The following is a 26,287-nucleotide window of genomic DNA, read 5'->3' on the forward strand; positions in this document are numbered from 1 at the left end:
TATATTCTAGAAATTGCAGGGCGTATTGTCCTTTTTTGAATCGTACCCGAATCCAAGCAGCCACATCAGGCCAAAAACGAGGAAAGGAATGATGCCGAAAACGAGAAAAAACAGAGCCTTGGATAACAGGTAAAAGAATTGGTCAACCAGCCAAATAAAGCGGGCGTAATAGCGCAGGATGGTAAACCAGCGTAGCTTCTTTTTGCGGGGTGTGGCATGGGTGAAGTACTTTGACTTCGCCCATGCGGGGTGATGTGTTGTCATGATTGTTTAGAGGCGTTTGGGTAGTAGATAACTTCTTCAAAAGGGGTAGCCAAGATGAACTGGGTGTTATCGATCAGTCCGCGATCAAACCAGCGTTGAATCATGGCTTCGTATTCCTGTTTTAGCTGGTCGCGCACTTCTGGGGCTGGCTGGGCGACATTAGACGGGGCGGGCGACTCGAGAAGGGTTACGCCGGGTTCAGGAAAAGCAACTGCGAATGTGTTCATGGTAAGCTATGTTTTGAAGGCCCGGACACTACTTCCCGGCAAGGCCGGGGGTAGTCGTCAAATAAACACTTAGTATTGTCCGGGCCGGTTGGGTTAGAGGTAGTAGACTTCAGTAGCTATTTTTTCCAGTGACCAGTCCAGGTCGATTTCCAGCAGTCTGCCTTCTTTGTGGCGGAAGGAAACCCAGATCGCGCTGTCTCCTTCGCAGGTGATATACCAGGCTCCTTTTGTCTGGCAGGCCGCTTCGAGGGCTTCCCAGTAGATGTTGGCCCGGAAATCTTCTACTTCGAAAAGCAGATTCAGGTCGCGGTAGGTAATTTCTGATAGAGGTAGGTAGTTGGGGACTTGTACTTCTAAGAGCGTTTCCATAGCTTTGTGTCGGATTTGATTTGAAGCCCCGGTGTATGTTCGAGCAGCACTGGGGCTTTGTTTTTGATTGACAATTCAAAGGTAAGTATATTCAAACCAAATTCAAACTTTTCTCATTAAGATTTGAATTAAAGTTTAAAATTTTTTACACCACCTCCGAAAGCTGCTCAGTTTCAAACTCATGCCTCGCTTTCCAATGGATTGCTACCTCTCTTATTGCAAGGTAAATCAGCTTATCAAGCTTATAGCCCGCCGTTACTTGTCTAAACATGCTTAGGGATATTGGAGACCCGCCGTTGTCCTTTAGCCACTTATTTACATCACCAAAAGCCTTTCCTCGCGGGATTAAAGCCAAATTTTTACGCATTGCTGCGTATTTGGCTAGGTTTGCTTCTGTTTGTGGCCAGTGTCTTTTTGCCATACATGGAATGATTATGCCGTTTAACCAGAAATAAAGTTTGACTTTGATTTGATAGAACCTATCTTTGTCAGAGATATGATGCAAAGATAAAATATTATTCTAACCATATTCAAATGTTTTTGAATAAATTATGGCGAATCAACCAGAAAAAGTGATGGATGATCGGGAGCGATTGATTCATCTAATAAATGTTCTGAATCTTTCTATTCCTGATTTCGCAAAAGATGTGTTGAAGGAAGATCGTGCGCAGAATATTTATAACTACGTGCAAAACGGGATTAAGCCAAGAGCTTCTTTTTGGAAGAAGGTGGCTCAAGCTTTGCCTGATGCGGATCCCGTATGGCTTAGTACTGGCTATGGTGAACCGTATAGGCCAGGACAAAAAAGCCAATCACCCTATGAACAGATCGATCAATTACGAGCTTTGGTGAAAAGGCTGGAAATTGAAAATGAGCAATTGCGGCAAGAAAAAGACGCCATATACCATCTGGTTCGCCAGCAAATGGGAAAGCATGAGGGCGTGACTGATTGCCTAGTTGATCTACCTGGAGCGTCCGATCTTTTATCTGTCGTGATAGATAAAAATGGGCTAAAAGGCAACAACTACGGTCACCCCTAACCCGAAAAGCCTCGGGAATGGCATTTTTTGAGGGTTTGGTTCTTAGGGTTCTTCCCCGTCCGGACCGCCAACATAAAAAAAACGTCAAATAGAGCTATTTGACGTTTTTTTTATGCTTTTTTTTGTAAATAGCAGGTTTCAATATGGCGATATTCCTGGCGATTTACTCTCTCATTTGTATTTACTTTTTATTCTTTATTGGTAACAAGCAAAAAGATGGTCCTTTCACAACTCTTAGGCTTGCTTATCTGTATACATTAGTTAGCGTAGGCTCCTTCTTATTCTTATACAATGAGCTATCTTCTTACTGGAATGCGCTCACTTCAAAAACAGCCTTTGCGGCTTGGCTACTGGTTGCTATTAGCGTGACTTTGCTTTTAGTATATCAGCTTAAATACCGGAAAATAGCTCTTCCTACGAATCAGATTATTTTTCAGTTCAGGCAATTTCCGATAAGGCAAAAGATTTTAATTACGGGTAGTCTTCTCTTAATTGCAGTTCCTTTATGCTGGCTGGCTTTGGCTAGTGTTCCCAACAACCTGGATTCTAATAATTACCATCTTAACCGAATTCTGTATTGGCTTTACCATCAAAACCTTGGCCATTATCCTACTATACATCTTCAGCAGCTGTACCATAATGTATTTGCTGAGTATTTAATTTTAAATACATTCTTGCTTGTTAATTCGGATAAGCTTGCGAATATTGTTCAATTTGGTGCCATGGTTGGTTCTATCTGCGGCATTACCCTACTGGCTAAAGAACTGAACCAGGATTATAAAAGACAATTGATTGCCGGGATTTTCCTGCTCACCCTCCCGATTGGAATTTTTGAAAGCACAACAACACAAAGCGATTATATAGCCTGTTTCTATTTTATTTGTTTTCTTTTATTTGGCTTTAAAGCTATAAATCCTCAGTCTACTCAACCTAATGCATCGCTGGCTCTTTGTATGCTTTGTTTAGCTTTTGGCGGATTTGCAAAATACACGATCTTTATCTTTGCGTTACCCTTTGCCCTCTATATTGGCCTACGTACCTTGCAAAGAAGGGGCATTACTTATAGCTTAATCCACCTAGCAATTGCTTTAGCTTTCCTAGCCATTATCTTCACGCCTTTTTTAATTCGTAACTACCAGCTTTTTGGTAATTTACTAAGTCCCCGAGAAGACTCCCGACTGTTTGCTGAGCGTATTCCCGCCGAAGCTCACTCAGTAGCGTATACTTTATCGAACATAATTAAAAATTTTGCCCTTCACCTTGGCTTACCTTTTGGTGCTTACAATACCCTAATAGATCAAATCATCCTCACATTCCATCAATGGCTCGGAGTTGCTATCGATGACCCTAGAATTAGCTTAAATGCTTATTTTACTCGATTTTCCATGCATGAAGACATGGCTCCGAATACACCTCACTTCTTTATCCTTCTAGGCTGCACTGTCTTCTTATTGGCTCAAAAAAAGAACAAGCCACTAAAATGGATTGCGCTTCTATCTCTGATTGCTTTCCTTTTATTCTGCTCGATTTTCAAATTTCAACTATGGAGTTCCCGCACTCACATGCCTTTTTTTGCCATTGGTGCGCTGCTTGTAGGCGGCGTTTATCAGAGTCTCAATAAAAGTGGATTTTATCTTTCTACAGTTCTTCTCCTTATTGCCATTTGCCTCGTATGCGGTAATCCTAGCAAGGCGCTTTTTCCAACTCGCTACTATTTTAAAAAAGTATCAGCGCATATTCCAAAATCCATTTGTTCTGAGGATAACAAGCAACTGGACGTATATAACCTTGTTCTAAATAAGTATTATTTACCGTTGGATAAGTCAGATTGTTATCAAATCAAGAAAAGTTTTTCTTACCAGGAGCGTTCAACTATATTTAATCAATTATCGGAGCTTGGCTATTATGACGTTGAAAAGAATGATAACATTTTTTCCATCGATCGAAAGAAAGCTTACTTCGCTAACCATTTGCAGGACTATAATGATTTCGCAGCGCTTCTACCCTACGTTAAGGCTGATGTGCATAATGTAGGGATTCTCTTTAAAAAAGAAGTTGGCTTTTATCATTATTGGGCGGCTTTAAATGATCACGTTGACAAGCCAGTTATGATGGCTTATATCCGTTATAAAAAAGAATTTATTCTCTTACCCAATGCAAAAAAAGCCTTTCCTTATAATTATGTTTTAACAGACAATGAAGAACTACTCAAATCTACAATACCTAATTCCCTGATCGAAAACATCCATCGATCTGATAATTTATTCCTGGTAAAACTCAATCCTATAGCTACTCAAATGTATCTATTCTAAACCATGAGAAATATTACAATAGATAGTACTTCACCCTTTCTCTCTGTAATCATTCCCTGTTACAACGAAGAACAGGTTTTGCTGGAATCTTATACGCGCCTGAGTCAGGTTATGCAGGCAAACTTCCAGAATTATGAACTTATATTTATCAATGATGGAAGTTGCGACCGAACTCTTTCTATTTTAAAAAAACTCGCTCTGGAAGATAAGTGCCTTAAAATTCTTTCCTTTTCGCGAAACTTTGGCCACCAACCTGCTGTATCTGCCGGTATAAAAAACTGTTCTGGAGACTTAGCCATTATCCTTGATGCCGACTTACAAGATCCTCCTGAGTTGATCCCGGATATGGTCAATCTCTACCAGAATTCAGCGTGTAATGTAGTCTATGCTGTTCGCAAAAGGCGGGCAGGAGAAACGTTTTTCAAAAAGTTTACGGCTCGTCTTTTCTACCGGACAATCAATAAACTATCTGAAGTTAATTTACCTTTAGATACGGGCGATTTCCGGCTCATTGACCGAAAAGTAATCAATGCTTTTAACCAGCTGCCAGAACGAAATAAATACATCCGGGGCTTGATTAGCTGGGTAGGATTTAAACAGGTTCCCTTCGTTTATAGCCGCAATGAACGATTTGCTGGTACAACCAAGTACCCATTATGGAAAATGATTAAGTTTGCGCGGACAAGTCTGCTCTACTTTAGTCATAAACCCTTACAAATAGCTTCTTCGTTGGGCGTTGTTTCTGTGGCTATCGCGCTTCTTCTTTTGCTTTGGGTGATTTATAACAACATTTTTCTTCCCCAGAGTCTGGTTCAAGGATGGTCTTCGACTATTATTGTCGTCATGTTTTTCGGCGGTATTCAAATGCTGACTATCGGTATTCTAGGCGAGTATTTGAGTAACGTTTTTGATGAAATTAAGAAAAGACCAGAATACATCATCGATGAAAAACTGAATTTAGGTAATGAAATCCGACAAGATATGGTTTATGATGCCTATCCTAACTAATTAGATTTGCCCCTTTTTTAGTTTTCTCTCTAACTCCAACTGCGCTTCTTGTCGCTTCGTAGGCAAATTCTGCTACTTCATCAGAAGTAAGTAGACTCATTCCTAAGGTTTTACCCAACTTAGCTGTCGCAAACAAAATTAAGTTCTTTCCCGGTGAACACTCCGATTAGCCTTTCCATACCCATGCAACAGCTCACTACTTACTATTACCCTAACACAGAGCGGAATAGTCGATCTAAAAACAGCGTCGAGGAAATGGTTTGTGTTTTTTTCGACCCAAATCTTTATCAACACGCAAACCAACTGCAAGAAAATGAAGCTGCCTTTCTGATAGTGGACCAAGTTGACGGGTACGCCGATGGCCTATTCATCAAACCTTCGGGAAACAATTTACTAATAACCTATGGCTGCACTTCCCAACTAGCAGGTAATGTGAGGCTAACAGCTACGTTTCAGCGAATCACTTTGGCTATTAGTGAGTTAAGGCTGGATGAGGAACAGCTTGTAATGAGCCGGAAACAGTTTATCCGAGAATTGAAACAATTAACCAAAGCACTTGAAAACCCATCCTGAACGCAGCATAGCTACAAAAAAAAACCCGGCGCTGTACCGGGTTCGTTTTTTCTATCCTTAGTTAGAAGACCGATTATTTTATCTAGGCTGCCTGTTTCATGCTAATCTGATTGAATCGTTCCGTAGCCGCTTCTTTAAAATCGCGGCTATTGAGCACGTACTCCGGCAGCTTTGCCTTCACGTCTTTTAATTGCTCTACGGTCTCGCATTTCTTGATGCCCATCGCCGCTTTGCTAATTTCCAGCTTTACCCGCGCCTCTTCCATTTTCAACGCCTGGTCATGCTGGCCTTTGAAGACATCAATTCCTATACCCAGATACGAACAGATTTTAGTGATCGCATCCGTTGTCGCTCCTTTCGCGGCATCACCCATGTCATCATTAGACGCACCGGCAATGCATTCATAATGAACCCCATAATCCGGGATTTCCAGGACCGTCTTGGCCACGGCGAAATACTCCGTCCGCTCTTTGCCGTTTGACGTAGTGTATGTCCTTATTGTAAACAAATTACCGTCTGCCGTAGCAGGAAGTAAATCTGTTTTAATGGTCCATTTTCCGATACCAAAAACGTCGTTAAGCCGTTCCGTTACATAAATGGCCTTTATAGTCGACATGCCTTGTTTGGTCGGATGAGGCTTGACGGCCTCAGCAGGCAGCGGCTTTTTAATGAGCAGTTGTTGTTCAGCAGTTAAGTCTTTAATGGCTTGCATAATAAGATGTGTTTACCCTATTTACAGAACAAAAAAAAGAGTAAAAAAGTGGCTTTTCGGGGGCTTTTTTAGCTCAAAAAAGCACTATTTGTTTATTATTTTTTAGAGAATCAACCGTCAAAAGAAATCTTGCTAAATACTGCATAAATAGCTGCGTTTTTATTCACACATTAACCTGATAAATAAATGAGAGTGAGTCTTTTATTACTACCGTTAACTTGTTGTTTAATCAGTTGCGGAGATCGGTCAACTAAAACAGATACCTCTGCGTCTTCTCAGGTTTCTGCCCTGCCGGATACGCTTTGCTTCCGACAAATTATGAGCCGCGATTCTACCCTCTTACAACTAGTCTTCACGGATTCTTTGGTCACGGGCGAGCTGGCCGTCTTGCCCTTTGAAAAAGACCGGGCACGTGGGCCGATAACCGGCACCCGCTCCGGCAATCAAATCACCGCCAACTGGCAACGTTCAGGTGAAGGCGTTACTCAGCCTTACCAGCTTAATTTTACCCTTGAAGGCGATAGCATTTCCTGGCGGGAAGGCGAACGCATTGAACAAGCCGGAAAATGGGTTTTAAAAGACCCCGGACAAGGTTTTCAATATACACTTGCTAAAACCGATTGCCGCTAAAAAAGACAGTGCCAATTTTACGTCGCGTTGGCTTTTTTTTCGGGCTTCAAATCAGCATCCCCAACGCCACTTGGTGGGCGACGACGCCAGTAATTATCTAGTATTGAGCCGGTTGTATTCATCAACGGACCAAAAATAGCGGGTGCTAATCCGGTAGTTCCGACTTTGCCCATTTGCAAGGCAAGGGCGGAGGCCAGGCCACCATTTTGCATGCCAACCTCAATGGCTACCGTTCGCGACGAACTTTCATCCAGGCCCGCCAAACGTCCAGTCCAGTAGCCCAGCAAGTACCCGCTCAGGTTGTGAATAAGTGAACTGATAATGAGTAAGACGCCCATTGTGAGCAATTTGTCCCGACCAGTAGCGGTAATTACAGCTACTACACAGATAATGGCCGCCATCGAAACCAGCGGCAGCAGGGTTTTTACCCGTTTCATAAATGCTCCAAAAAGCGTGTTGAGTACAACCCCGATGATGATGGGAATGATAACTACCTTCAGAATTTCGACCATCATATCCCAGAAATGAACCGGCACGAATTGTCCAGCTAAAAGCTTCATCAGGGAGGGCGTCAGGATGGGTGCCAGCAGGGTCGATACCGTGGTTACCGAAACCGACAAAGCCACGTTTGCCCGCGAAATGTAGCAGATTACATTCGAGGCCAGCCCGCTGGGTACGCAACCAATCAGAACAACCCCCGCCGCAATCTCCGCCGGAAAGTTAAACACATTCGCCAGCGCAAATCCAACACCCGGCATAATGACGTAATGCGCCAGCAAACCCACAATGATCCCACGCGGCATTTTAATTACGCCAACAAAATCATCGGTAGTCATAATGGTGCCCATCCCGAACATAATCACTTGCATCAGCGGGACAATAAGCCGTTTTAACTCAAAATCGCCCCATGTCAAGAGGTATTCCGGGTGATACGTGGCCACGGCAACCGCTACCACAATAAGAACCGTAAAGGAAAGACTGGCATAAGCGGGAAAAGAGCGAACGACCAGCGCTAGGCATAACAGACCACTCACGACGAGCCAATCCGTCTGGGAACCGCGTCCCAGCAACGCCAGTATCAGCGCTATAGTCAGCAAGATAGCTGCTGCACCTAACGCAATCAGGTACACTTTCTTCATACAAGTAGGGTTAATTGATTTAGGAAGTATCGTTACTGAATCCAGAAATCAGGTTACAGCGTTTTACCTACTCAATAATATCCCATTCAGACGGAATTTTTATTTGTTCCGGCTAACTCGGTTGAGTTTTATATTTTTGAAGCCGGTATATTCGGCCATAATCTAAACCCTCTTATGCATACAAGACGTGATTTTCTAAAATCGGCGGGTGGCCTAGCACTCAGTGCAGCGCTCTTACCCACTTCAAGCCAGGCCGCCAAAGTGAAATCAGTAGGTTTACAGCTTTACACAGTCCGCAAGGAAATGCTGGCCGATGCGGCTGGCACGTTAAAGCAGTTGGCCAAAATTGGCTATAAGGAACTGGAATCGGCCCGGAGCGATAAAGGAAACTTCTACGGTTTACAACCCAAGGAAATTCGAAAAATAGCAAATGATCTGGGCATGTCTGTCCGTAGCGGGCACGTTCACATCGATAAAGACTGGCAACGCTCCGTTGACGCGGCTGCCGAAGCGGGGCAGGAATACCTGATTTGTTCGTCTCTCCCGTCTCAGGGCCAAACGGTAGCGAATTACCAGCGTGTGGCCGATCTTTTCTCCAAAGCGGCCGAAGATTGCAAAAAAGCCAATCTTGTTTTTGGCTACCACAATCACGAATATGAGTTTGAGAAAGCTGACGGCAAGGTCTTGTACGATATTCTTCTCGAACGCAGCGATCCGAATCTGGTCAAGATGGAACTGGATTTAGGCTGGGTAATCGTAACTGGCTACGATCCGTTGACTTACATCGAGAAATACCCAGGCCGTTTCCCTTTGTGGCACCTAAAAGACATGGATAAAGCCAAAAAAGAAAGTACGGAATTTGGGAAAGGGCAAATCGATATTGCGAAAATGCTACAGAACGCTAATAAATCCGGCATGAAATACTTTTTTGTCGAGCAGGAGGAGTATGCGGGAGCGCCAATGGATAGCGTCAAATATAATTACGAATATTTGATGAAATTAGGGTAAACCAGTGAGCCCGCTATCTGTGGATAACGGGCTCGCTCTTTTTTTATAGTTCATAAGGCACGATGACTTAGCCCGCCGTTGAGCCGCCAATGGCCGTACCGGTACCCGGCTGCGTGTCATCGCCATCGGTTCCTTCGTCAACTTCCATATTACCACTGGTATCGGTTGATTCCTCAACGGGTGCACTTGCGCCCAATACGCCAAACTGCGGGTCAGGCGAATTGGGATCTTGGTCGGTTCCCTGTATAGGTGTTTTCTTTTCCATAGTGAATGAGGGTCAATCTATTGTCTATCAATCTGACGAGGTTGCGGTGAGGTCGTTCCACCGGCGGTGTGCGGTTGCCCCGCTGTGTCCTCCGAGTTGGTATCACCCATGGACGTACCTGTACTGCGTAGGCGTCCCGAGTTATTTTCCTGCTGGGTTGCCTGTTCCAATGAACTCGCCTGACTGGCGCCTGAACGTGTAATTTTGGATGGATTTTTCATAACCTTCTTGATTACTTGTCTTTTCATCTAACCGCTTCTAAGACTGAATGTTTCAGTATTTCTGTGGATTCTGTAGCAGTTGGGAGTCTCTTTTTATTCTTTCAGGGCGCTAGAAAACGCGTTAACTTTCTTCCTCATTTTCAGTCAACTAATTCTGAAAGTTCATACTTCCCTAACTTTCAGCAAACTACTCACCCGCCGCCGCCGTTATTATACTGTATGAGATCATTTTTGAAAGCTTTAAAGTGGGCGTTTTTTACTATTTTGTTCCTGGCTGCTGGGCTGCTATTTTTTGCCCATTGGGTCGAACTACGGGATAGTGATCAGGAAATTGCCGATGACTTCCGAAACGAACCCATTAAGCCAGTCGTACATCGGTACCAGACAGGTGATCGAACCATTCGCTATATCGAATCGTCCAAGCCAGGCAGCGATTCCTTGCCTGTCATTCTGTTTGTGCACGGCGCACCCAGTTCGTTGTCTTTTTTTGAAAAATTTTTCCGGGATAGTACCCTGCTTTCCCGGGCGCGTCTGGTTGCGGTTGACCGCCCAGGTTATGGCTATTCAGGTTTTGGACAAGTAGTTACCTCTATTGCCCAGCAAGCCAAGATGCTTCAGCCGTTGATTGAACGCTATAACAACGCTCCCTTTTTCATGCTGGTTGGCTCGTCGTATGGCGGATCGTTAGCGGCGCGTCTGGCTATGAACAATCCCGGCACTGTCGATCACGTCGTTTTTGTTTCCTCGGCGCTAGGTCCAGGTCTGGAACGCATTTATGACATTAGCTACTGGATCGAACACCCACCTCTGCGTTGGTTAATCCCGCGTATCTTGCTGAATGCCAGTGACGAAAAACTGGCCCATCGGGAGGCCTTGGAAGAAATCAAACCCGATTGGCATAAAATTACGGCGGGAGTTACGTTCCTGCACGGCCAGAAAGACGACCTTGTTTACCCGACAAACGTTACTTTTGCCCACAAACGACTGGTTAACGCCAAAGTAAAAGAATTTCTGCTGCCCGAAAATCGCCATGACATCGTGTTCAACAAGCGGCAGTATATGACCGATATTATCCTTAACGTGCTGGCTTCGTACGCACCGCCTGAAACGCAGCCGCTTCCCAGAAACAAAGAATCAATTATCGTCCATAATTAAGTGATTCTTCTATTCACAAAAGCTCCTGTACTTTAACGAATACAGGAGCTTTCTTTTTTTAGTATGTTTATCACCGACGAATAAAAGATTTCTGTCAGCACGCTTTTTACTGTTTAGAAGTTATCAACAAGAAGCCGGGCAAATGAACTTGCCTAACGACCTCTTATGTTGATTTTATTCGTAAAATGCAGATTATACATTAGAATTATTATGCTATTTCAAAAAAATGCACGCTTTTCCCTGCAACGCTTGGTATTATTAATGGGTCTAGCTTTTCTAACGGGTTTGTGGAGGTGTAGCTCTTCGTCAGAAAAAAAGGAAACTGAGGAAACAAAGGCTAATTCGCCCGCTCAAAAAGCCGAACCAGCTTCAAGCCAAAAGAAGACAATTCTATTTTTTGGCAATAGTCTAACGGCGGGCTACGGTGTTGAACCCACTCAAGCATTTGCCGGCCTTATTGGTCGGCGAATTGACTCACTAAAACTGAATTATACCGTGGTAAACGCCGGTCTCAGCGGTGAAACAACGGCGGGCGGTAAAAGCCGAATTACCTGGGTTTTACGTCAGCCAGTGGACATTTTTGTGCTGGAATTGGGCGCAAACGATGGCTTGCGGGGGATTCCTCTGAAGGCTACGGAGGAGAATTTACAAGCCATTATTGATACCGTTCGGAAGAAGAGTCCGCAGGCGCGTATCGTTCTGGCGGGTATGCAAATCCCTCCGAATATGGGTCCGGAATATACCAGCAAGTTTCGCCAGATTTTTCCTGAACTAGCTCGTAAAAATGACGCGGTGCTTATTCCGTTTCTGTTGAAAGATGTGGGTGGAATCTCCCGGCTGAATCAATCCGACGGCATCCATCCAACCCCGGAAGGCCACCAAATTGTAGCCGAAACCGTCTGGGAAATCCTGGAACCGCTGTTGACAACTTCTGGTACAACCTGATTTGGCTTGCCTTTTACTAAAAAGTAAGCTACATATTTTCGTCCAGGAGGTTTATTCGCGCCAGCGAGGTAGCTTAAATACAAAATAAGTTACTTCATTTGTACTTTCTATTTACTCGATATAAGCTAGTTAAGACTGGATGAAGATACCTTTACCCACCCTTGTTTTCTTTTTATTGATTCAGACGGCTTACGGCCAAGTGGCTTCTTCGGACAGCGCTTTGCTTAGTCAGTCAGTGCGGCAGGCAGTTGACTTGTATCAACAGTCCTTTAGTAAGCAATCCAATCTCTATAGCGGGATTGAATACATTAACTACGACGTCAACGCGGAAGGGCACCCCTATTTTCAAGCCGAAGATTGGGAAATAGGCTCTATTTTCTACAACGGCGTTTTATACGAGGACAAACGCGTTTTATACGACGTTCTCAACGATAAAGTTGTCGTTCAGCACCCCGACAGTGCTTATCGGGTAGCGATTTTGAGCGAGAAAGTAGATCATTTTTCGCTGCTAAACCATTCATTTATTCGAGTTGACGAAGAAACGGGTAAAAAAATAGGCTTATCGGTAGGCTTTTATGACTTACTTTATGCCGGACCGTCCCGCGTTCTAAGCCGTCGGGTTAAAATCCTTGAAGAAGATATTTCGCGGGGTCAAATTAACCGTTTTTTTGTTCTGAAAGACCGCTACTACGTTTTACGCAACGGAACGTATCATTCTGTACGCAGCAAACAATCCGTCTTTTCCCTTTTCAGGCCGCAAAGAAAAGCCCTGGCCCGTTATCTGCGGTCCCAGAAAATTCGGTTCAAGGACAACCGGGAGATGGCTATTATCAAGTCAGCTCAATTTTATGATGTAGCCGCTCAGTAATCTATGACACTACTTTACCGCCTCTTTTTAACTGTTGCCTGTCTTCTTTTGCTTAGCCGCGTCGCATACAGCCAGACGCCCGACAACAAACCGATCAGTGGTATGTTTGTCGCCCTGCGGTTTGAGCAATTCGCCCGGGAAATTGAATCCCGGACCAGCTACCGATTTTATTTTAATCCAAAAGAAGTCGATAGTCTGGTGGTCAATATCAACTTCACGCAGAAACCCCTTTCGGTGGTGCTGAGTCAGGTTTTTTCGGGGACCAATTTTCAGTATGCCATTGATGCGCAACAACGAGTATTTATTACCGCTGGCCGGGGTATTCGAACGGAGCTGCCCATTGGTTTTTTTAACCGGCAGCAGGCAACAGCGGAAGAAGATACGCTGGTTGAATCGTACCTGACGGAACAGGAAAAGCGCAAAGTGATTCTGGAAACTAAACTTTACAACATTGGCCCGCGCTCGAATCCCATCCGAGGAACGTCTAATCTGGCCGGCCATGTTCGTAACCTGGCTTCGGGAGAACCCGTGATCGGTGCCGCTGTCTACATCGAAAACCCACGAATTGGCGTTACAACCGACCAGTTTGGCTATTTTTCGATTACGCTCCCGCGTGGACGGCACGAACTGAAAGTGCGTAGTATTGGCATGAAAGACACCAAACGCCAATTGATGCTCTACGGAGACGGAAAGCTGGAAATCGAAATGGAAGACGACGTCGTGCCGCTGCGTGAGTTTACGCTGGAAGCCGAAAAAGACCGCAATGTTTCGGGTCTGCAAATGGGCATGGAGCGCCTCGACATTCGGGCGATGCGGCAAGTACCTTCCGTTTTTGGCGAGACCGATCTGCTCAAAGTGGTTCTGACGCTGCCGGGGGTAAAATCGGTCGGAGAAAGCAGTGTTGGCCTGAACGTCCGGGGGGGTGCCACCGACCAAAACCTGATTTTGTATAACGACGCTACTATCTACAACCCTTCCCACCTTTTTGGGTTCTTTTCAGCTTTTAATCCGGACATGATCAAAAATGTGGAACTGTATAAAAGCGGCGTTCCTTCCCGATACGGAGGCCGCTTGTCGTCGGTGCTAGAGGTAAATACCCGCGACGGGAACCGCAAAAAACACGTTCTGTCGGGTGGCATTGGTTTACTCACGGGCCGTTTAACCGCCGAAGGACCGATCATTAAAGAAAAATCATCGTTCCTGATTGGGGCCCGAACCACGTATTCGGACTGGCTTCTGGGTAGCCTCCGCCAATCGACCTTTAAAAATAGTTCAGCGGGTTTCTCCGATCTGAACGTGCACATCAGCCACGATTTTAACGAAAAAAACAGCCTTTATCTGACGGGTTATTACAGCAAAGACCGATTTAAGCTTAATTCGGACACGGCTTACAGTTACCGCAACCAAAGCGCTACGCTGAAGTACAAGCACATTTTTACCAATAAATTCTACGGCGTTCTGACCGGCGGCTTCAGCCAGTACGACTACGCGGTTTCGAGCGATCAGAACCCGATTAATGCGTATAAGCTCAATTTTGACGTTGCTCAGAAAAACCTGAAGGTCGATTTTAACTATTATCCAACGTCCAAGCATACCGTAGACTTCGGGGCGAGCACGGTTAAATACCAGCTTCACCCCGGCAATTACCAGCCGCTTGGCGAGCAGGCGTTGGCCATTCCTGATGTGGTATCGGGGGAACAGGGCCTCGAAAGTGCCATTTACGTTGGTGACCGCTTCGACATCAATCCGCGCCTTTCCATTCAGTTTGGAATCCGGTATTCGATGTTCAATTATTTAGGGCCTAAAGACGTTTTTGCTTACCCGGCTGGCGTGCCCCGCTCCGAAGCCAACATAATTGATACGTTATCCTACGGAAAAAATAAAAATATCCAGACCTACCACGGCCCCGAATACCGCTTTTCGGCCCGCTTTGCCCTTAGCCCGGATGCGTCGGTTAAAGTGAGTTACAACCGGATGCGGCAATACATTCAAATGCTTTCCAACACCACGGCTATTGCGCCTACCGACATTTGGAAACTCAGCGACCCCAATATTCGCCCGCAGGTAGGCGATCAATACTCGGTTGGTTTGTACAAAAACCTGCGCTCGAATACCATCGAACTTTCGGTAGAAGGCTATTACAAGAGCATGCAGAATATTCTGGATTACAAAAGTGGAGCCCAACTGCTGCTGAATCACCACATTGAAACCGACGTTGTGAATGCCGAAGGAAAAGCCTACGGAATCGAATTGATGCTTAAAAAGCTAAGCGGGCGGCTCAACGGCTGGGCCAGCTACACCTATGCCCGGACGCTGCTCCGTGCCAACGATCCGATCACGTCAGAAGTTATCAATAAGGGTGAATGGTATCCAAGCAATTACGACAAGCCGCACGATTTCACGATCATCGGAAATTACCGGATTAATAAGCGGTTTAGCACGTCCTTGAATGTAACGTATAGTACGGGTCGGCCCATTACGCTACCGCTGGCCATTTACAATCTGGGTGGTTCGGTGCGCGTGTTCTATTCGGATCGCAACCAATACCGGATTCCGGATTATTTCCGCACGGATATTTCCCTGAACATTGAAGGAAATCACCGCGTCAAAAAACTGGCGCATAGTTCCTGGACGGTGGGCGTTTATAACTTGACGGCCCGCCGCAATGCTTATTCCATCTACTTCAAGTCGGAAGGAGGCAACGTTCGGGGGTATAAGCTCTCTATTTTTGGGCAGGCAATCCCAACGATTACGTACAATTTTAGATTTTAGAAACTGACATCTGGTTTGTAAGCAACAATGATGACATCTCCTTTAAAAAGATACCTGATTGGCTTATTAATTCTAGCGGTGGGAAGCTGTATAGAGCCTTACCGTCCGCCCGCCATTACGGCCCCCAACAGCTATCTGGTTGTGGATGGTTTTCTGAACGGCGGCCCGGAAGGGACGAGTATCAAACTGTCCCGGACCCGCAACCTGTCCGAAGTTTTCAGCCTTTCGCCCGAAGGCAAAGCCGTGATCCAGGTGGAAAGTGAACGCGCCAATATTTTGCGTTTCACCGAAACTGCCGCCGGAACCTACACCCTCAATACGCCGCTAACGATTGGCGAAAATTACCGCCTGCGCATCCGAACGGCCGGGGGCAAAGAATACCTATCGGATTACGTTCCCTTGAAGCGGACGCCCGCTATCGATAGTGTTAGCTGGACGCCTAGAAACAATGGGGTACAGATTGAAGTAACGTCGCATGATCCCGAAAGTAAAACCCGCTATTACCGCTGGGACTATCAGGATACCTACGAACTCAGGTCGGCTTATGATTATAGAATCGAGTTCCGCAACGACGAGTTTGTGTATCGCGATCAAAACAGCCCGGAGACGTATCGTTGCTGGAAAAGCGGCAGTTCAACCACCATCAACGTGGCCTCATCAGCCAAGCTAAGCCAGGATGTTATTTTCAAACATCCGATTTTACTCGTTTCAAATAATACGCCTCAACTATACATCAAATACAGCATTCTGGTCAAACAATACGCCCTGACCCGGGAGGCGTTCGAGTACTGGGACAATCTGCGGAAAAGCACCGAGCAGCTCGGTTCCCTGTTCGATCCGCAACCTTCTCAGCTTGCCAGCAACATCCACGCTGTTACCGATCCGACTGAACCTGTGGTTGGGTACCTGAGTGCAAATACTGTTTCGGAGAAACGAATTTTCATCAATCGGAACGAGCTTCCGGGCTGGCGAATCCCTAGTGGCAATGAGCAGTGCACGATCGATACAATACAAGGAAAAGACACCAAAGACTATGCAAAAGGGGGTTACGCACCTATCGGAACCATTGAAGACATGCCTTATTTCCCAGGCTCTCCCTTGCTTATGGCGTTTAGACCCTGCGTCGATTGCCGCATGAAAGGCTCAAATGTTCGTCCTTCTTTTTGGCAGTAAAACCTCAACATGAATGAAGGCTTTTTATAAATTATTTCTTTGTATTCTTTTCGTTAGCATTCCTTTCCTGGGTTTTGCCCAGAAAGAAACCCTGTCGAGCATTCGACAACAGCTTGACGCTTCTCGTTCCTGGACTTTACAGGAAAAAATCTTCGTGCATACCGACCGCTCTTTTTACATGACCGGCGAACTCATGGCGTTTAAGCTTTATTATGTCGATGGAACGTTGCACAAGCCGCTGGACATGAGCAAAGTAGCGTATCTGGACTTGCTCGACAAAGAAAAGAAATCGGTTCTACAGGCTAAAATACCGCTGGCATCCGGGGCGGGCAACGGTGCCGTTTTCCTACCGGCTTCGCTTAATTCAGGCAATTATCTGGTCCGCGTTTACACAAGCTGGATGCAAAATTTCAGCGCTGATTATTTCTTTGAAAAAGTGATTACGGTTGTCAATCCGTTTAAACAACTGGGCTTGCAGCCACTCAAAGATTCGGTGGCATACGACGTTCAGTTCTTCCCCGAAGGTGGCAATCTGGTTCGTGATCTGCCTAGTAAGGTTGCGTTTCGGATGACGGATGCTAGCGGGAAAGGCGTTTCGATGCAGGGAGCTATTCTGTCGCAGAATAACGATACCATCACTCGGTTTCAACCGTTGACGTTCGGTATTGGGACTTTTTCGTTTACTCCTGCCGCCGGAAACCAATACAAAGCGGTGGTGAAAGATGCCAGAGGAAAACTAATTACAGTACCTCTGCCAACCATTAATGATCAGGGCTATGTGATGCACCTTGAGGAAAGCGGCTCAGATCAGTTAAAGCTTACGGTTTATGCCCAGCAACCCGCCACATCGGACGTTCACTTGCTGGCTCACACGCGGCAATCGGTAAAGGTTAGTGAATCTCGTTCGCTAGCTAATGGTTCTACTACTTTTCTAATCCCGAAAAAAGCGCTGGGGGAAGGAATTTCGCAGCTTACGATTTTCAACGGGAATGGCCAGCCTGTTGGCGAGCGGCTTTGGTTTCGGCGCCCCGACAAGCCGCTGCAACTTGACGTAAAGCCCGATAAGCAACAGTATACCACACGTTCGAAAGTTAGTTTAGACATTACGGCCACGGCTACTTCGGAGCTTTCGGTTTCGGTTTACCGGCTGGATTCACTTCAACTCGGGGAATCGAATTCTATTTTATCGTACCTTCTTCTTTCGTCCGATCTGCGGGGGACTATTGAATCGCCCGACTATTACGTTCGCTCGGCTGGTGCGGAAGTTACCGAAGCGACGGATAACCTGATGCTTACGCACGGTTGGCGCCGTTTCCGGTGGGACGATTTATTGCAGAAACGTACGCCTGCTTTCACCAAAATTCCAGAGCCGAATGGCCATATGGTCAGAGGGCGCATCATCGATCCCAGTACCAACAAGCCGGTACAAGGAATTCTGACTTATTTATCCGTACCCGGTAAGCCCGTGCGGCTCTATGGTTCCCGCAGCGACGAAAATGGACTGGTGCAGTTCGAAGTCACGGACTTTTGGGGGGCTAAAGAAATTGTGCTGCTGACCAATCCGAAAGATAGTCTTTACCGAATTGACTTGTTGAATCCATTTTCGGATGCCCGAACAGGTACACGTCTGCCGCAATTCTCCATTGCTCGAAGTCTGGAAAAAGACGTGCTGGAACGCAGCATTCCCATGCAGGTGCAGAACGCTTACTTCCGAGACCAGTTGGCCCGCCCTCTTTATCCGAAAGTTGACAGCGCTGCTTTTTTTGGCAAGCCAGATGAGAATTACCGCCTGGACGATTTTACACGCTTCACGGTTATGGAAGATGTGTTTCGAGAGTATGTACCTGGCCTTCAGGCCCGCCTGAGACGAAATGGCTATCGTTTGCAAGCCCTGAATTTCCCGTACAAAATGTTTTTTGAGGAAACGCCTCTCGTTTTGATTGACGGTGTTCCCGTGTTTGACATTGACAAATTAATGGCGTTCTCGCCCCTGAAAGTGCAGCGGCTACAGGTAATGACCCGCCGGTATTTTTTAGGCTCGCTTCTGTTCAATGGCATTGCCAGCTTCACGACCTACAAAGGCGACATGGCCGGTTTTCCGCTTTCCTCTCAGACCTTGCTGCTTGACTATGACGGCCTTCAGGGCCAGCGGGAATTTTACGCGCCTAAATACGATACGCCGGAGCGCATGGCCAGCCGTTTACCCGATTTGCGCAACCTGCTTTACTGGAACCCGACTGTGCGAACCAACGAGCAGGGCCAGGTAAACCTGGATTTTTACACCTCCGACCAAACTGGAAACTATCTGGTTGTTATCAACGGACTTTCGCGGGAGGGCCAGCCTGGTTTTAGTACCGTTCCTTTTTCGGTGCAGAACCCGGTTAAATAACGCGCTTAAACAATACATAAAGCCACGGGCAAAGTGCTGCCCGTGGCTTTTAATTTTTCCTTTAGTGTGGTAAATTTAGCAGCTGTTATTTGTTCTCAGATAACACAGAACCTTGCGCATTTCCTTCGAATGTGTTGGCTGTAGCAGCATCTTTATTGATGGCCGTACCATATGCCTCAAAGATTCCGTAACCACCACTTCCGCTAATTTTCGTATTCTTGATGGTCAGAATAGAGCCTGCACCATACAAAGCCACATTCGCCTTTTTACCGGACAAGATGGTAACACTACCGGCATTGCTTATTTCGGCATTTTCGATGATGTTCTGAGTACTGGTCGAATAAGAAAGAATTCCTTTCCAGTAGGCTGCGGCTGCCGTTGCACTCGTGAATTTGATTTTGTCGGTTGCCGTTCCCTTTGCCGTCATATACGCCTCATCTTCAATCATGATTGCGACATCGCGGGCTACTTCAATGGTTACACCTGGATTAAGTTTCCAGCCTACCTGTACGGAGATGCTACCCATGAGGCGGTACGGCGTTTTGTCTTTAAACCCACCCCAGCTTACCTGATCTTTTTCTTTCTTTTTCAGGTAATAGCCGCTCACTTCAACCACATTACGACCATTCTCGCCCGTAAAAACTGACTCGGCATCCAGCTTTTCTACATTCGCCAGATCTACAGCAATACCCGCTTCTTTATTCTTTGTAAACGTGTTTTTAACAAAAGTCCGCAAGCTTGCTGTCTCGGGAGCATACAGGCCATACCCGTCATTTTCCGTGAAAAGGCTGTTTTCCAAGGCAACCTGCGCATTACCAAACATGGCCATTCCTGCCTTTTGCCCGCTCATGAGTGTCCGGCTACCAGCGTGCAATACGTCTACATACTCCATCACGTTTACGTTGCTCCCTGAATAAAGCATGATACCAACCCAGTACCCTTTTGTGTTACCAACGCCAACGAAGCGAATTCGCTTTTCCGGCGTTCCTTTCGCAACGATTGAGCCTTTGTCATTGATATTCATCCGCACATCGCGCTCAAACGCAATCACCACCCCCGGCTGAATCGTTAGTTCATGCTCAACGGCGATGTCTTTTGGCACAATGTAGTCTGGTAAGTTTGGATTAACGATGCGGTCCTCCAGTACAGTTTTAACTGTTATATTTTTGTCGAGGGTGATTGGTTGAGATACTGAAGCGGCAATAACCACTTTATCGGTGCTTTTTCCATCTGCATTTGTAACCGTTAATTCCACTTCGTAGTCACCAACTTCATCAGGTACGAAAGTAGGTTTCGCCGTTGTAGCTCCGGTTAGGGTAACGGTGCTTTTAGCGGGCTTTTGGGTAATGGTCCATTGAAAGGTAAATGGTTTGCTTTGGCTATCCTGCGAAGTGCTGCCATCCAAGTTTACTGGTTGCCCGACCTGTACCTGCTGATCCGGGCCAGCGTTGGCCCTCAACGTATTGTCGGGGTTAACCTCAGGATCGGTACAACTGGTGACCAACATAATTGCTGCCACAAGCATACCCGCCAATCGACCGGGCAATGCGAAAGTAGCTGCAACAAACGATTTTCTGGGGCGAACGACTTTAGCCCCTGGCTCAACCGGAGAGTTATAAAAAAGCATACAGTTATGGATAGTTATTTGTTGTTTAGCAGTCGGAACGTACTTGGAGCGCCTAACTGGTAACAAATGTCTACCCGGTTGCCCCTTTTTCCGCCCAGTATCCAACTCAGTTGGTTATTATCATCACTGAATTGCACAAAAGCTTCCCTTAATTGAAAAGTGGCATGGGGCATTCCATCTGGTTTATTTAAGCGGCTATGAGGCTTTTATTTAACGGTTGACGACCATTCTCGAAAAGGCTTTGCAGTTCATGGGCAGATTCATACAATTCAACATCCATTTACCACAGTTGAATCAGTTTAAGCCTGAATACCAGCTTTAAAAGCGGTAGCTTCGTTGATCCCTATCCACGCATCATTTCAAAAAACCAGTTAATTTAGGAGAATAATCTGATCTGACCGGTTACTTCAGATTGCCTTTGCGCATAATTCGAATGGTCTACCGCCGCCTGAGCACCTTCTTCTCCAAATGGGAAATTCTGTATCATCTGTTTATGATACCTATCATTTTCCCTATCGGAAATTACTATTTCATAGGTTCCCGCTATTTCACGGAATGGTGGGTATTTGTTTTGGGAACCTTGCTGGTTTTTCTCTTATATAGCTTCTCGGTCGTTGTTCTCACCCTGGCGATTCGCTGGGTGATCCGGCGGTATCCTGCTGCTCAGCAAGCTACGGAACGGACCCTGACGATGTTGGTTGTAGTAAGTGGATTAACCGTTGCACTCGCTATCTTTAGCGTGTTCATCTATAGTCTTTTCCCCACTTTAGGAACACAATTCAACTGGAAAAGCATTCGACCAATCTTGATTCTGGGGCTTGTATTTGATCTTTTTCTATGCACAATGCTCGATGTTTTCTACATCTATACGCAATGGCAGCAAGACCTTAACGAGAATGAGCAACTTAAACGAGAAGCACTTCAGAACAGACTTAATGCCTTAAAAATGCAGATCAATCCACATTTTCTGTTCAACAGTCTCAACTCCCTTTCTTCGCTCATCAGTGAGGATCGCCGCAGAGCTGAACGCTTTGTGGACGAATTAGCGAAAGTATATCGCTACATGTTGCAGGCCCATAATCATAGCCTAGTGCCTCTGGAGTCTGAGCTGGATTTTCTGGTATCTTATTCTAGTTTACTAAACACCCGCTATGGCTATAGCCTGCGGATTGATTTATGCATTGATCCTATTTACTATGCTTACTCGCTACCACCGTTGAGTCTGCAAACGCTGATTGATAATGCGATCAAACACAATACCATGTCTCCTGCCAAGCCATTGGCCATTAGCATTCGCGCCACGCAGAACAAGCGTTTGATTGTTCAGAACACGCTGCAACGGAAAGTGGTTAGAGTGGCTATGACGCAGGCTAAACTGTCCGACCTGGCTCTGAAATACCGGCTTATCTCCGATACTGACCTACGGGTCATTGAAACGGATACTCATTTTGGTGTAACCTTGCCTTTACTGACGATACCCCAGGTAGCCAAAGCATGAACGAACTCAGACGATATCGACCCTATTGGGCAGCCTACATCAGCGTTCAGGAAGGCTGGTATCACCTGATTGCGGTTCTTATCTTCGTTCCGACCGCTAGTTACCTGCTTATCGGTAAAGCCTACCTTACTGATGGCTGGTTATTTGCAAAAGCGACCGCCTTGATTTCGTTGCTCTATGTACCCATTGCTTTTATTTTAACGGTAGCCATCCGGTATCCAATTCGCCGTTTTCCAGATGTCCGGCAAACTACTGCCCGGGTTGCGTTAATGATTCTGGTGACGAGCGCATTAACAAGTATTTATGCAACAACTGCGGTCTGGATTCTTAGTAAAACCCCATTTCTGGCCATTTCTTTTTCGCCAGCCAACATCATCGTTCTTATTAGCCTGGGGCTTATTTTTGATATTCTGTTTTGTCTGGCCCATGGTTACTTCTACGCACGTTCCCAATGGCATGCCCAGCAAATGGAAGTTGAGCAGTTGAAAAAAGCCACTATTCAGCGCCACCTCGATTTGCTGAAAATGCAGATTAACCCGCATTTTCTGTTTAATAGTCTTAACTCGCTTTCTTCGCTCATCAGTGAAGACCGCCAGCAGGCAGAACGCTTTGTGGATGAACTGGCAAAAGTATATCGCTATTTGCTTCAAACAAGCGTATCCCTGCCTGGCCTACCCGAATCAGGAAATAAACACGAATTTGTTTCACTCAGTACGGAACTCGGCTTTATCAATTCCTACGCTTATTTACTCAAAACACGCTATGGAAAAGGCATTTCGGTCAGTATTGACGTTGATTTAACCAACAATACTTATTACTTGCCACCACAAACCTTACAAATATTAATTGAAAATGCTGTTAAGCATAATATTGTTTTAGCCTCGAAACCTTTATGTATAGACATTTCACTTACGACAAGTGGACAACTAATGGTACGCAATAATTTTCAGAAACGCCCTGTCCGCATCGAAACCAACCAGGCTGGCTTATCAAGTATTGTTGCTAAATACCGATTACTCAATAAACAGGAAGTAACCGTGCAAAATACGGGAACACATTTCGCAGTTTTGATTCCGCTTTTGTCGGATCAGCAATTAATAATGGCCTCATGAACAAGCCCTTTTCTGACATATACCGGCAGTTATTGCCCATCCGGTCGCAGAGCCAGTGGCATTTTGTGTTGCTGTTTCCCTGGTTTATCCCTTTACTGACTTACTGGATTCTGGGCAATCATTACTGGTCTAGCCCAACCGTTTTTATATCGGCGACGATCGTTAATTTAATCATTGCTAGTTGTTGTCTGATTGCATTGGACCAGCTTACCCAGCAGATTCTTCGTCGGTATCCCAGCTTGAATCAAACTTGGTCGCGAGTTTGGCGACTGCTGGTAGTCTTTTTAGTGGTCACTCCTCTTTTTATTTTTGGTGGTATACTTCTCTACGATACTTTTCATTTATTTGGGTATCACCACGATCCTTCATCTACAACAAGAATCTTATTGCTCAATATTGCGGCAAATCTCTTATCCGTTGGCATTGACGAGAGTGTCTATTCCCTGAATAAATGGCGCGAGAATACACTTGAAAAAGAGCAGTTAAAGAAAATAAATCTTCAAAGTCAGTTTGATAGCCTGAAGAGTCAGGTAAATCCCCATTTTTTATTCAACAGCCTGAACTCGCTTTCGTCACTAATTGCCGACGAGCCGGAAAAAGCAGAAGAGTTTGTAGATGAGATGGCTAAAGTATACCGCTATCTCTTACAGACCAATGAAGGCGAACTAACAACTTTATCCACTGAGTTAGCTTTTATTCGGTCTTACTATCATTTGCTAAAAACCCGTTATGGCGCAGGAATCTGTCTGCAAGTAAATGTTGCCGATTCGTATCGGGTTTGCCATTTGCCGCCCTTAACTCTACAGATGCTGGTTGAAAATGCCGTTAAGCACAATGTGATTCATGTAGGCAAACCTTTGCAAATTGAAATTAGCACAACCACAGCTGGGCAATTGCTGGTACGCAATAACCGCCAGCGCAAGACGGGACGCGTGGCCTCCAATCAGGTGGGCTTAAGCAATATTGCCGCAAAATATCGTTTGCTAGCCCAAACAGATCCAGTAGTTTTATCCGATGACGAACAATTTACTGTTATATTACCTCTTTTAAACCCATTGAGCGCATGAACGTCCTGATTGTTGAAGACGAAGATTTAGCCGTACGTAAACTACAGAAATTGGTACAGGAAGTTGATCCTACTCTAAAAATTGTGGGTGTTACGGCAAGCATTGAAGATACGGTGGATTGGCTTCAGGGACGCCAACCAGAAATAGACGAGCCCTATCCCGATTTAATTTTCATGGATATTGAGCTAGCCGACGGCCAGAGCTTCGAAATTTTTGAGCGCGTTGATGTTCGCAGTACGGTTATTTTCACAACTTCTTATGACGAATACGCTTTACAGGCTTTTAAAGTAAATAGCATTGACTATTTGCTTAAACCAATCCAACGGGAAGACTTACAACGTAGCCTCAAAAAGTTTCACGATCTACGCCTGTATAACCAGCAAAACGAAGCACAGCCACAAGCATTTAATCTAGACAAACTACTCCGTGAATTTCAGGCGCAGCAACAGCCTAAGGACTATCGGAAACGGTTTTTAGTGCGTCAGGGGCAGCGCTTATTATCCGTTGAAGTTCAGGATATTGCTTATTTTTATACGGATGAGCGCTTCAGTTTCTTCCGGACGCATACAAATCAGAAATTTTTGGTTGATTATACGTTGGATGAACTAGCTGATGCGTTAGAGCCAAGCCAGTTCTTCCGGATCAATCGAGGAATTATTGTTACTCACGGATCAGTAGAGCAAATGCAGCCTTATTTCGGCAAGATATATCTTAAAATTCGGACACAAAAAAAGAGTCTTGCTTTGGGGCAAGACTCTTCTTGTTCACTCAAATATTATGGCGGCAGCTACCTACTCTCCCGGATTCGACTCCAGTACCATCGGCGTGGCGGGGCTTAACGGCTCTGTTCGGAATGGGAAGAGGTGAACCCCCACACCATGACCACCGACCAATTTCTTTTATAAGTCCTTCTTTTAAGATATGGAAACTACAATTCTTTCGTATCAGGTTCGTCAGCGAATAACTTAGTGTCTACACCTCAGGTCATTAGTACGACTCGGCTTTAGACATCTCTGCCCCTGCACCTGTCGCCTATCAACGTCCTGGTCTAGAACATCCTTCAATAGAAGTCTCATCTTCAGGTCTGCTTCGCACTTAGATGCTTTCAGCGCTTATCAAAACCCCACGTAGCTACCCGGCCGTGCCGCGGGCACGACAACCGGTTCACCAGCGGTGAGTCCATCCCGGTCCTCTCGTACTAAGGACAGCCCCCGTCAAACTTCTTACGCCCACCACAGATAGGGACCGAACTGTCTCACGACGTTCTGAACCCAGCTCGCGTGCCACTTTAATCGGCGAACAGCCGAACCCTTGGGACCTTCTCCAGCCCCAGGATGTGACGAGCCGACATCGAGGTGCCAAACCTCCCCGTCGATGTGAGCTCTTGGGGGAGATCAGCCTGTTATCCCCGGCGTACCTTTTATCCTTTGAGCGATGGCACACCCATGCGCAACCACCGGATCACTATACCCTGCTTTCGCACCAGTTCGACCTGTTTGTCTCACTGTCAAGCTCGCTTATGCTATTGCACTCCCCTTCTGGTTACCAACCAGAGTGAGCGAACCTTTGGAAGCCTCCGTTACCTTTTCGGAGGCGACCACCCCAGTCAAACTACCCACCAACCACTGTCCCTCGCTTAGCGAGGTTAGACTCCAGGATGGACAAGGGTGGTATTTCAACGTTGGCTCCCCGATGCCTAGCGACACCGGCTCACAGCCTCCCACCTATCCTACACATCCCCATCCCGAAATCCATGATAAGCTATAGTAAAGGTGCACGGGGTCTTTCCGTCCCGTGGCGGGTAAGCGGCATCTTCACCGCTACTACAATTTCACCGAGCTCATGGTTGAGACAGTGCCCAGATCGTTACACCATTCGTGCAGGTCGGAACTTACCCGACAAGGAATTTCGCT

General features: G+C 45.8%; 24 protein-coding genes, 2 rRNA genes and 1 pseudogene (1 of these 27 only partly in view). 16 read left to right on the plus strand and 11 right to left on the minus strand.

The window, feature by feature from the left end; all coding sequences use genetic code 11:
- Positions 1-6 precede the first annotated feature (6 nt).
- The 4 genes from L0Y31_RS01770 to L0Y31_RS01785 all read right to left on the minus strand — a co-directional run bounded on the left by L0Y31_RS01770 (position 7) and on the right by L0Y31_RS01785 (position 1,281).
- Positions 7-264 carry a hypothetical protein gene (locus tag L0Y31_RS01770; protein WP_234735354.1) on the minus strand — a complete coding sequence of 86 codons (258 nt, stop codon included), beginning with the start codon at positions 262-264 and terminating at the stop codon, positions 7-9.
- Positions 261-491 carry a hypothetical protein gene (locus L0Y31_RS01775; RefSeq protein WP_234735355.1) on the minus strand — a complete coding sequence of 77 codons (231 nt, stop codon included), beginning with the start codon at positions 489-491 and terminating at the stop codon, positions 261-263. The genes L0Y31_RS01770 and L0Y31_RS01775 overlap by 4 nt, the downstream gene beginning before the upstream one ends.
- Positions 492-584: 93 nt before the next feature.
- Positions 585-860 (minus strand): hypothetical protein, encoded by a 276-nt coding sequence (locus L0Y31_RS01780; RefSeq protein WP_234735356.1) that lies wholly within the window; start codon positions 858-860, stop codon positions 585-587.
- Positions 861-1,005: 145 nt separating this feature from the next.
- Positions 1,006-1,281: a hypothetical protein gene (locus tag L0Y31_RS01785; protein WP_234735357.1), complete on the minus strand. Its 276-nt coding sequence runs from the start codon at positions 1,279-1,281 to the stop codon at positions 1,006-1,008.
- A gap of 130 nt (positions 1,282-1,411) precedes the next feature.
- Between L0Y31_RS01785 and L0Y31_RS01790 the strand changes: the two genes are divergently transcribed.
- From L0Y31_RS01790 to L0Y31_RS01805, 4 genes are all read left to right on the plus strand, one after another.
- Positions 1,412-1,900, plus strand: a complete 489-nt coding sequence (locus L0Y31_RS01790; RefSeq protein WP_234735358.1) for a hypothetical protein — start codon at positions 1,412-1,414, stop codon at positions 1,898-1,900.
- A gap of 143 nt (positions 1,901-2,043) precedes the next feature.
- Entirely contained in the window at positions 2,044-4,212 is a 2,169-nt protein-coding gene (locus tag L0Y31_RS01795; protein WP_234735359.1) for a glycosyltransferase family 39 protein, read from the plus strand.
- Between the two features lie 3 nt (positions 4,213-4,215).
- Positions 4,216-5,220, plus strand: coding sequence for a glycosyltransferase family 2 protein (locus L0Y31_RS01800; RefSeq protein ID WP_234735361.1), 1,005 nt, complete (start codon positions 4,216-4,218; stop codon positions 5,218-5,220).
- A 183-nt stretch (positions 5,221-5,403) separates the two neighbouring features.
- A complete protein-coding gene (locus tag L0Y31_RS01805) occupies positions 5,404-5,793 on the plus strand; it encodes a hypothetical protein (RefSeq protein ID WP_234735363.1) in 390 nt (129 codons plus the stop codon).
- An 82-nt stretch (positions 5,794-5,875) separates the two neighbouring features.
- Here the strand turns inward: L0Y31_RS01805 and L0Y31_RS01810 are convergent, their stop codons facing one another.
- On the minus strand, positions 5,876-6,505 hold the full coding sequence (locus L0Y31_RS01810) for a hypothetical protein (RefSeq protein WP_234735364.1): 630 nt from the start codon (positions 6,503-6,505) through the stop codon (positions 5,876-5,878).
- 318 nt (positions 6,506-6,823) lie between these two features.
- On the opposite strand from L0Y31_RS01810, the gene L0Y31_RS01815 reads away from it, so the two are divergent.
- Entirely contained in the window at positions 6,824-7,135 is a 312-nt protein-coding gene (locus tag L0Y31_RS01815; RefSeq protein WP_234735366.1) for a hypothetical protein, read from the plus strand.
- Between the two features lie 17 nt (positions 7,136-7,152).
- On the opposite strand, the gene L0Y31_RS01820 is transcribed toward L0Y31_RS01815, so the two are convergent.
- Positions 7,153-8,274: a bile acid:sodium symporter family protein gene (locus tag L0Y31_RS01820; RefSeq protein WP_234735368.1), complete on the minus strand. Its 1,122-nt coding sequence runs from the start codon at positions 8,272-8,274 to the stop codon at positions 7,153-7,155.
- A 174-nt stretch (positions 8,275-8,448) separates the two neighbouring features.
- Here L0Y31_RS01820 and L0Y31_RS01825 point away from each other — a divergent pair, with 174 nt between their 5' ends.
- Complete coding sequence (locus L0Y31_RS01825) at positions 8,449-9,282, plus strand: sugar phosphate isomerase/epimerase family protein (protein WP_234735370.1); 834 nt, start codon at positions 8,449-8,451, stop codon at positions 9,280-9,282.
- 67 nt (positions 9,283-9,349) lie between these two features.
- Here L0Y31_RS01825 and L0Y31_RS01830 read toward each other — a convergent pair whose 3' ends face one another.
- Positions 9,350-9,547: a hypothetical protein gene (locus tag L0Y31_RS01830; RefSeq protein ID WP_234735371.1), complete on the minus strand. Its 198-nt coding sequence runs from the start codon at positions 9,545-9,547 to the stop codon at positions 9,350-9,352.
- 17 nt (positions 9,548-9,564) lie between these two features.
- Entirely contained in the window at positions 9,565-9,768 is a 204-nt protein-coding gene (locus L0Y31_RS01835; RefSeq protein ID WP_234735373.1) for a hypothetical protein, read from the minus strand.
- 219 nt (positions 9,769-9,987) lie between these two features.
- On the opposite strand from L0Y31_RS01835, the gene L0Y31_RS01840 reads away from it, so the two are divergent.
- The 6 genes from L0Y31_RS01840 to L0Y31_RS01865 all read left to right on the plus strand — a co-directional run bounded on the left by L0Y31_RS01840 (position 9,988) and on the right by L0Y31_RS01865 (position 19,070).
- Complete coding sequence (locus L0Y31_RS01840) at positions 9,988-10,923, plus strand: alpha/beta fold hydrolase (RefSeq protein ID WP_234735375.1); 936 nt, start codon at positions 9,988-9,990, stop codon at positions 10,921-10,923.
- Positions 10,924-11,133: 210 nt separating this feature from the next.
- Positions 11,134-11,868 carry an arylesterase gene (locus L0Y31_RS01845; protein ID WP_234735376.1) on the plus strand — a complete coding sequence of 245 codons (735 nt, stop codon included), beginning with the start codon at positions 11,134-11,136 and terminating at the stop codon, positions 11,866-11,868.
- A gap of 139 nt (positions 11,869-12,007) precedes the next feature.
- Positions 12,008-12,736: a hypothetical protein gene (locus tag L0Y31_RS01850; protein ID WP_234735378.1), complete on the plus strand. Its 729-nt coding sequence runs from the start codon at positions 12,008-12,010 to the stop codon at positions 12,734-12,736.
- Positions 12,737-12,739: 3 nt separating this feature from the next.
- The gene (locus tag L0Y31_RS01855) at positions 12,740-15,508 is read left to right on the plus strand and encodes a TonB-dependent receptor (protein WP_234735379.1); all 2,769 of its coding nucleotides are present in this window, start codon (positions 12,740-12,742) and stop codon (positions 15,506-15,508) included.
- Positions 15,509-15,535: 27 nt separating this feature from the next.
- Entirely contained in the window at positions 15,536-16,681 is a 1,146-nt protein-coding gene (locus L0Y31_RS01860; RefSeq protein WP_234735381.1) for a DUF4249 domain-containing protein, read from the plus strand.
- Between the two features lie 13 nt (positions 16,682-16,694).
- Entirely contained in the window at positions 16,695-19,070 is a 2,376-nt protein-coding gene (locus tag L0Y31_RS01865; RefSeq protein ID WP_234735383.1) for a hypothetical protein, read from the plus strand.
- 85 nt (positions 19,071-19,155) lie between these two features.
- On the opposite strand, the gene L0Y31_RS01870 is transcribed toward L0Y31_RS01865, so the two are convergent.
- Positions 19,156-20,697: a right-handed parallel beta-helix repeat-containing protein gene (locus L0Y31_RS01870; protein ID WP_234735385.1), complete on the minus strand. Its 1,542-nt coding sequence runs from the start codon at positions 20,695-20,697 to the stop codon at positions 19,156-19,158.
- A gap of 418 nt (positions 20,698-21,115) precedes the next feature.
- Between L0Y31_RS01870 and L0Y31_RS01875 the strand changes: the two genes are divergently transcribed.
- From L0Y31_RS01875 to L0Y31_RS01890, 4 genes and pseudogenes are all read left to right on the plus strand, one after another.
- A complete protein-coding gene (locus L0Y31_RS01875; protein WP_234735386.1) occupies positions 21,116-22,195 on the plus strand; it encodes a sensor histidine kinase in 1,080 nt (359 codons plus the stop codon).
- Positions 22,192-23,307, plus strand: a complete 1,116-nt coding sequence (locus L0Y31_RS01880; protein ID WP_234735388.1) for a sensor histidine kinase — start codon at positions 22,192-22,194, stop codon at positions 23,305-23,307. Before L0Y31_RS01875 ends, L0Y31_RS01880 begins: the two co-directional genes overlap by 4 nt.
- Positions 23,308-23,372: 65 nt before the next feature.
- Positions 23,373-24,374: a sensor histidine kinase gene (locus L0Y31_RS01885; RefSeq protein ID WP_234735390.1), complete on the plus strand. Its 1,002-nt coding sequence runs from the start codon at positions 23,373-23,375 to the stop codon at positions 24,372-24,374.
- Positions 24,371-25,079: pseudogene (locus tag L0Y31_RS01890) on the plus strand (LytR/AlgR family response regulator transcription factor); the annotation flags it as partial. The gene L0Y31_RS01885 and the pseudogene L0Y31_RS01890, both read left to right, overlap by 4 nt.
- 73 nt (positions 25,080-25,152) lie before the next feature.
- Here L0Y31_RS01890 and rrf read toward each other — a convergent pair.
- A 5S ribosomal RNA gene (gene rrf, locus L0Y31_RS01895) occupies positions 25,153-25,264 on the minus strand.
- A gap of 78 nt (positions 25,265-25,342) precedes the next feature.
- Positions 25,343-26,287 (minus strand): 23S ribosomal RNA (locus L0Y31_RS01900) (it continues 1,946 nt past the right edge of the window).

Source organism: Tellurirhabdus bombi (assembly GCF_021484805.1).
GTDB classification, from domain to species: Bacteria; Bacteroidota; Bacteroidia; order Cytophagales; family Spirosomataceae; genus Tellurirhabdus; species Tellurirhabdus bombi.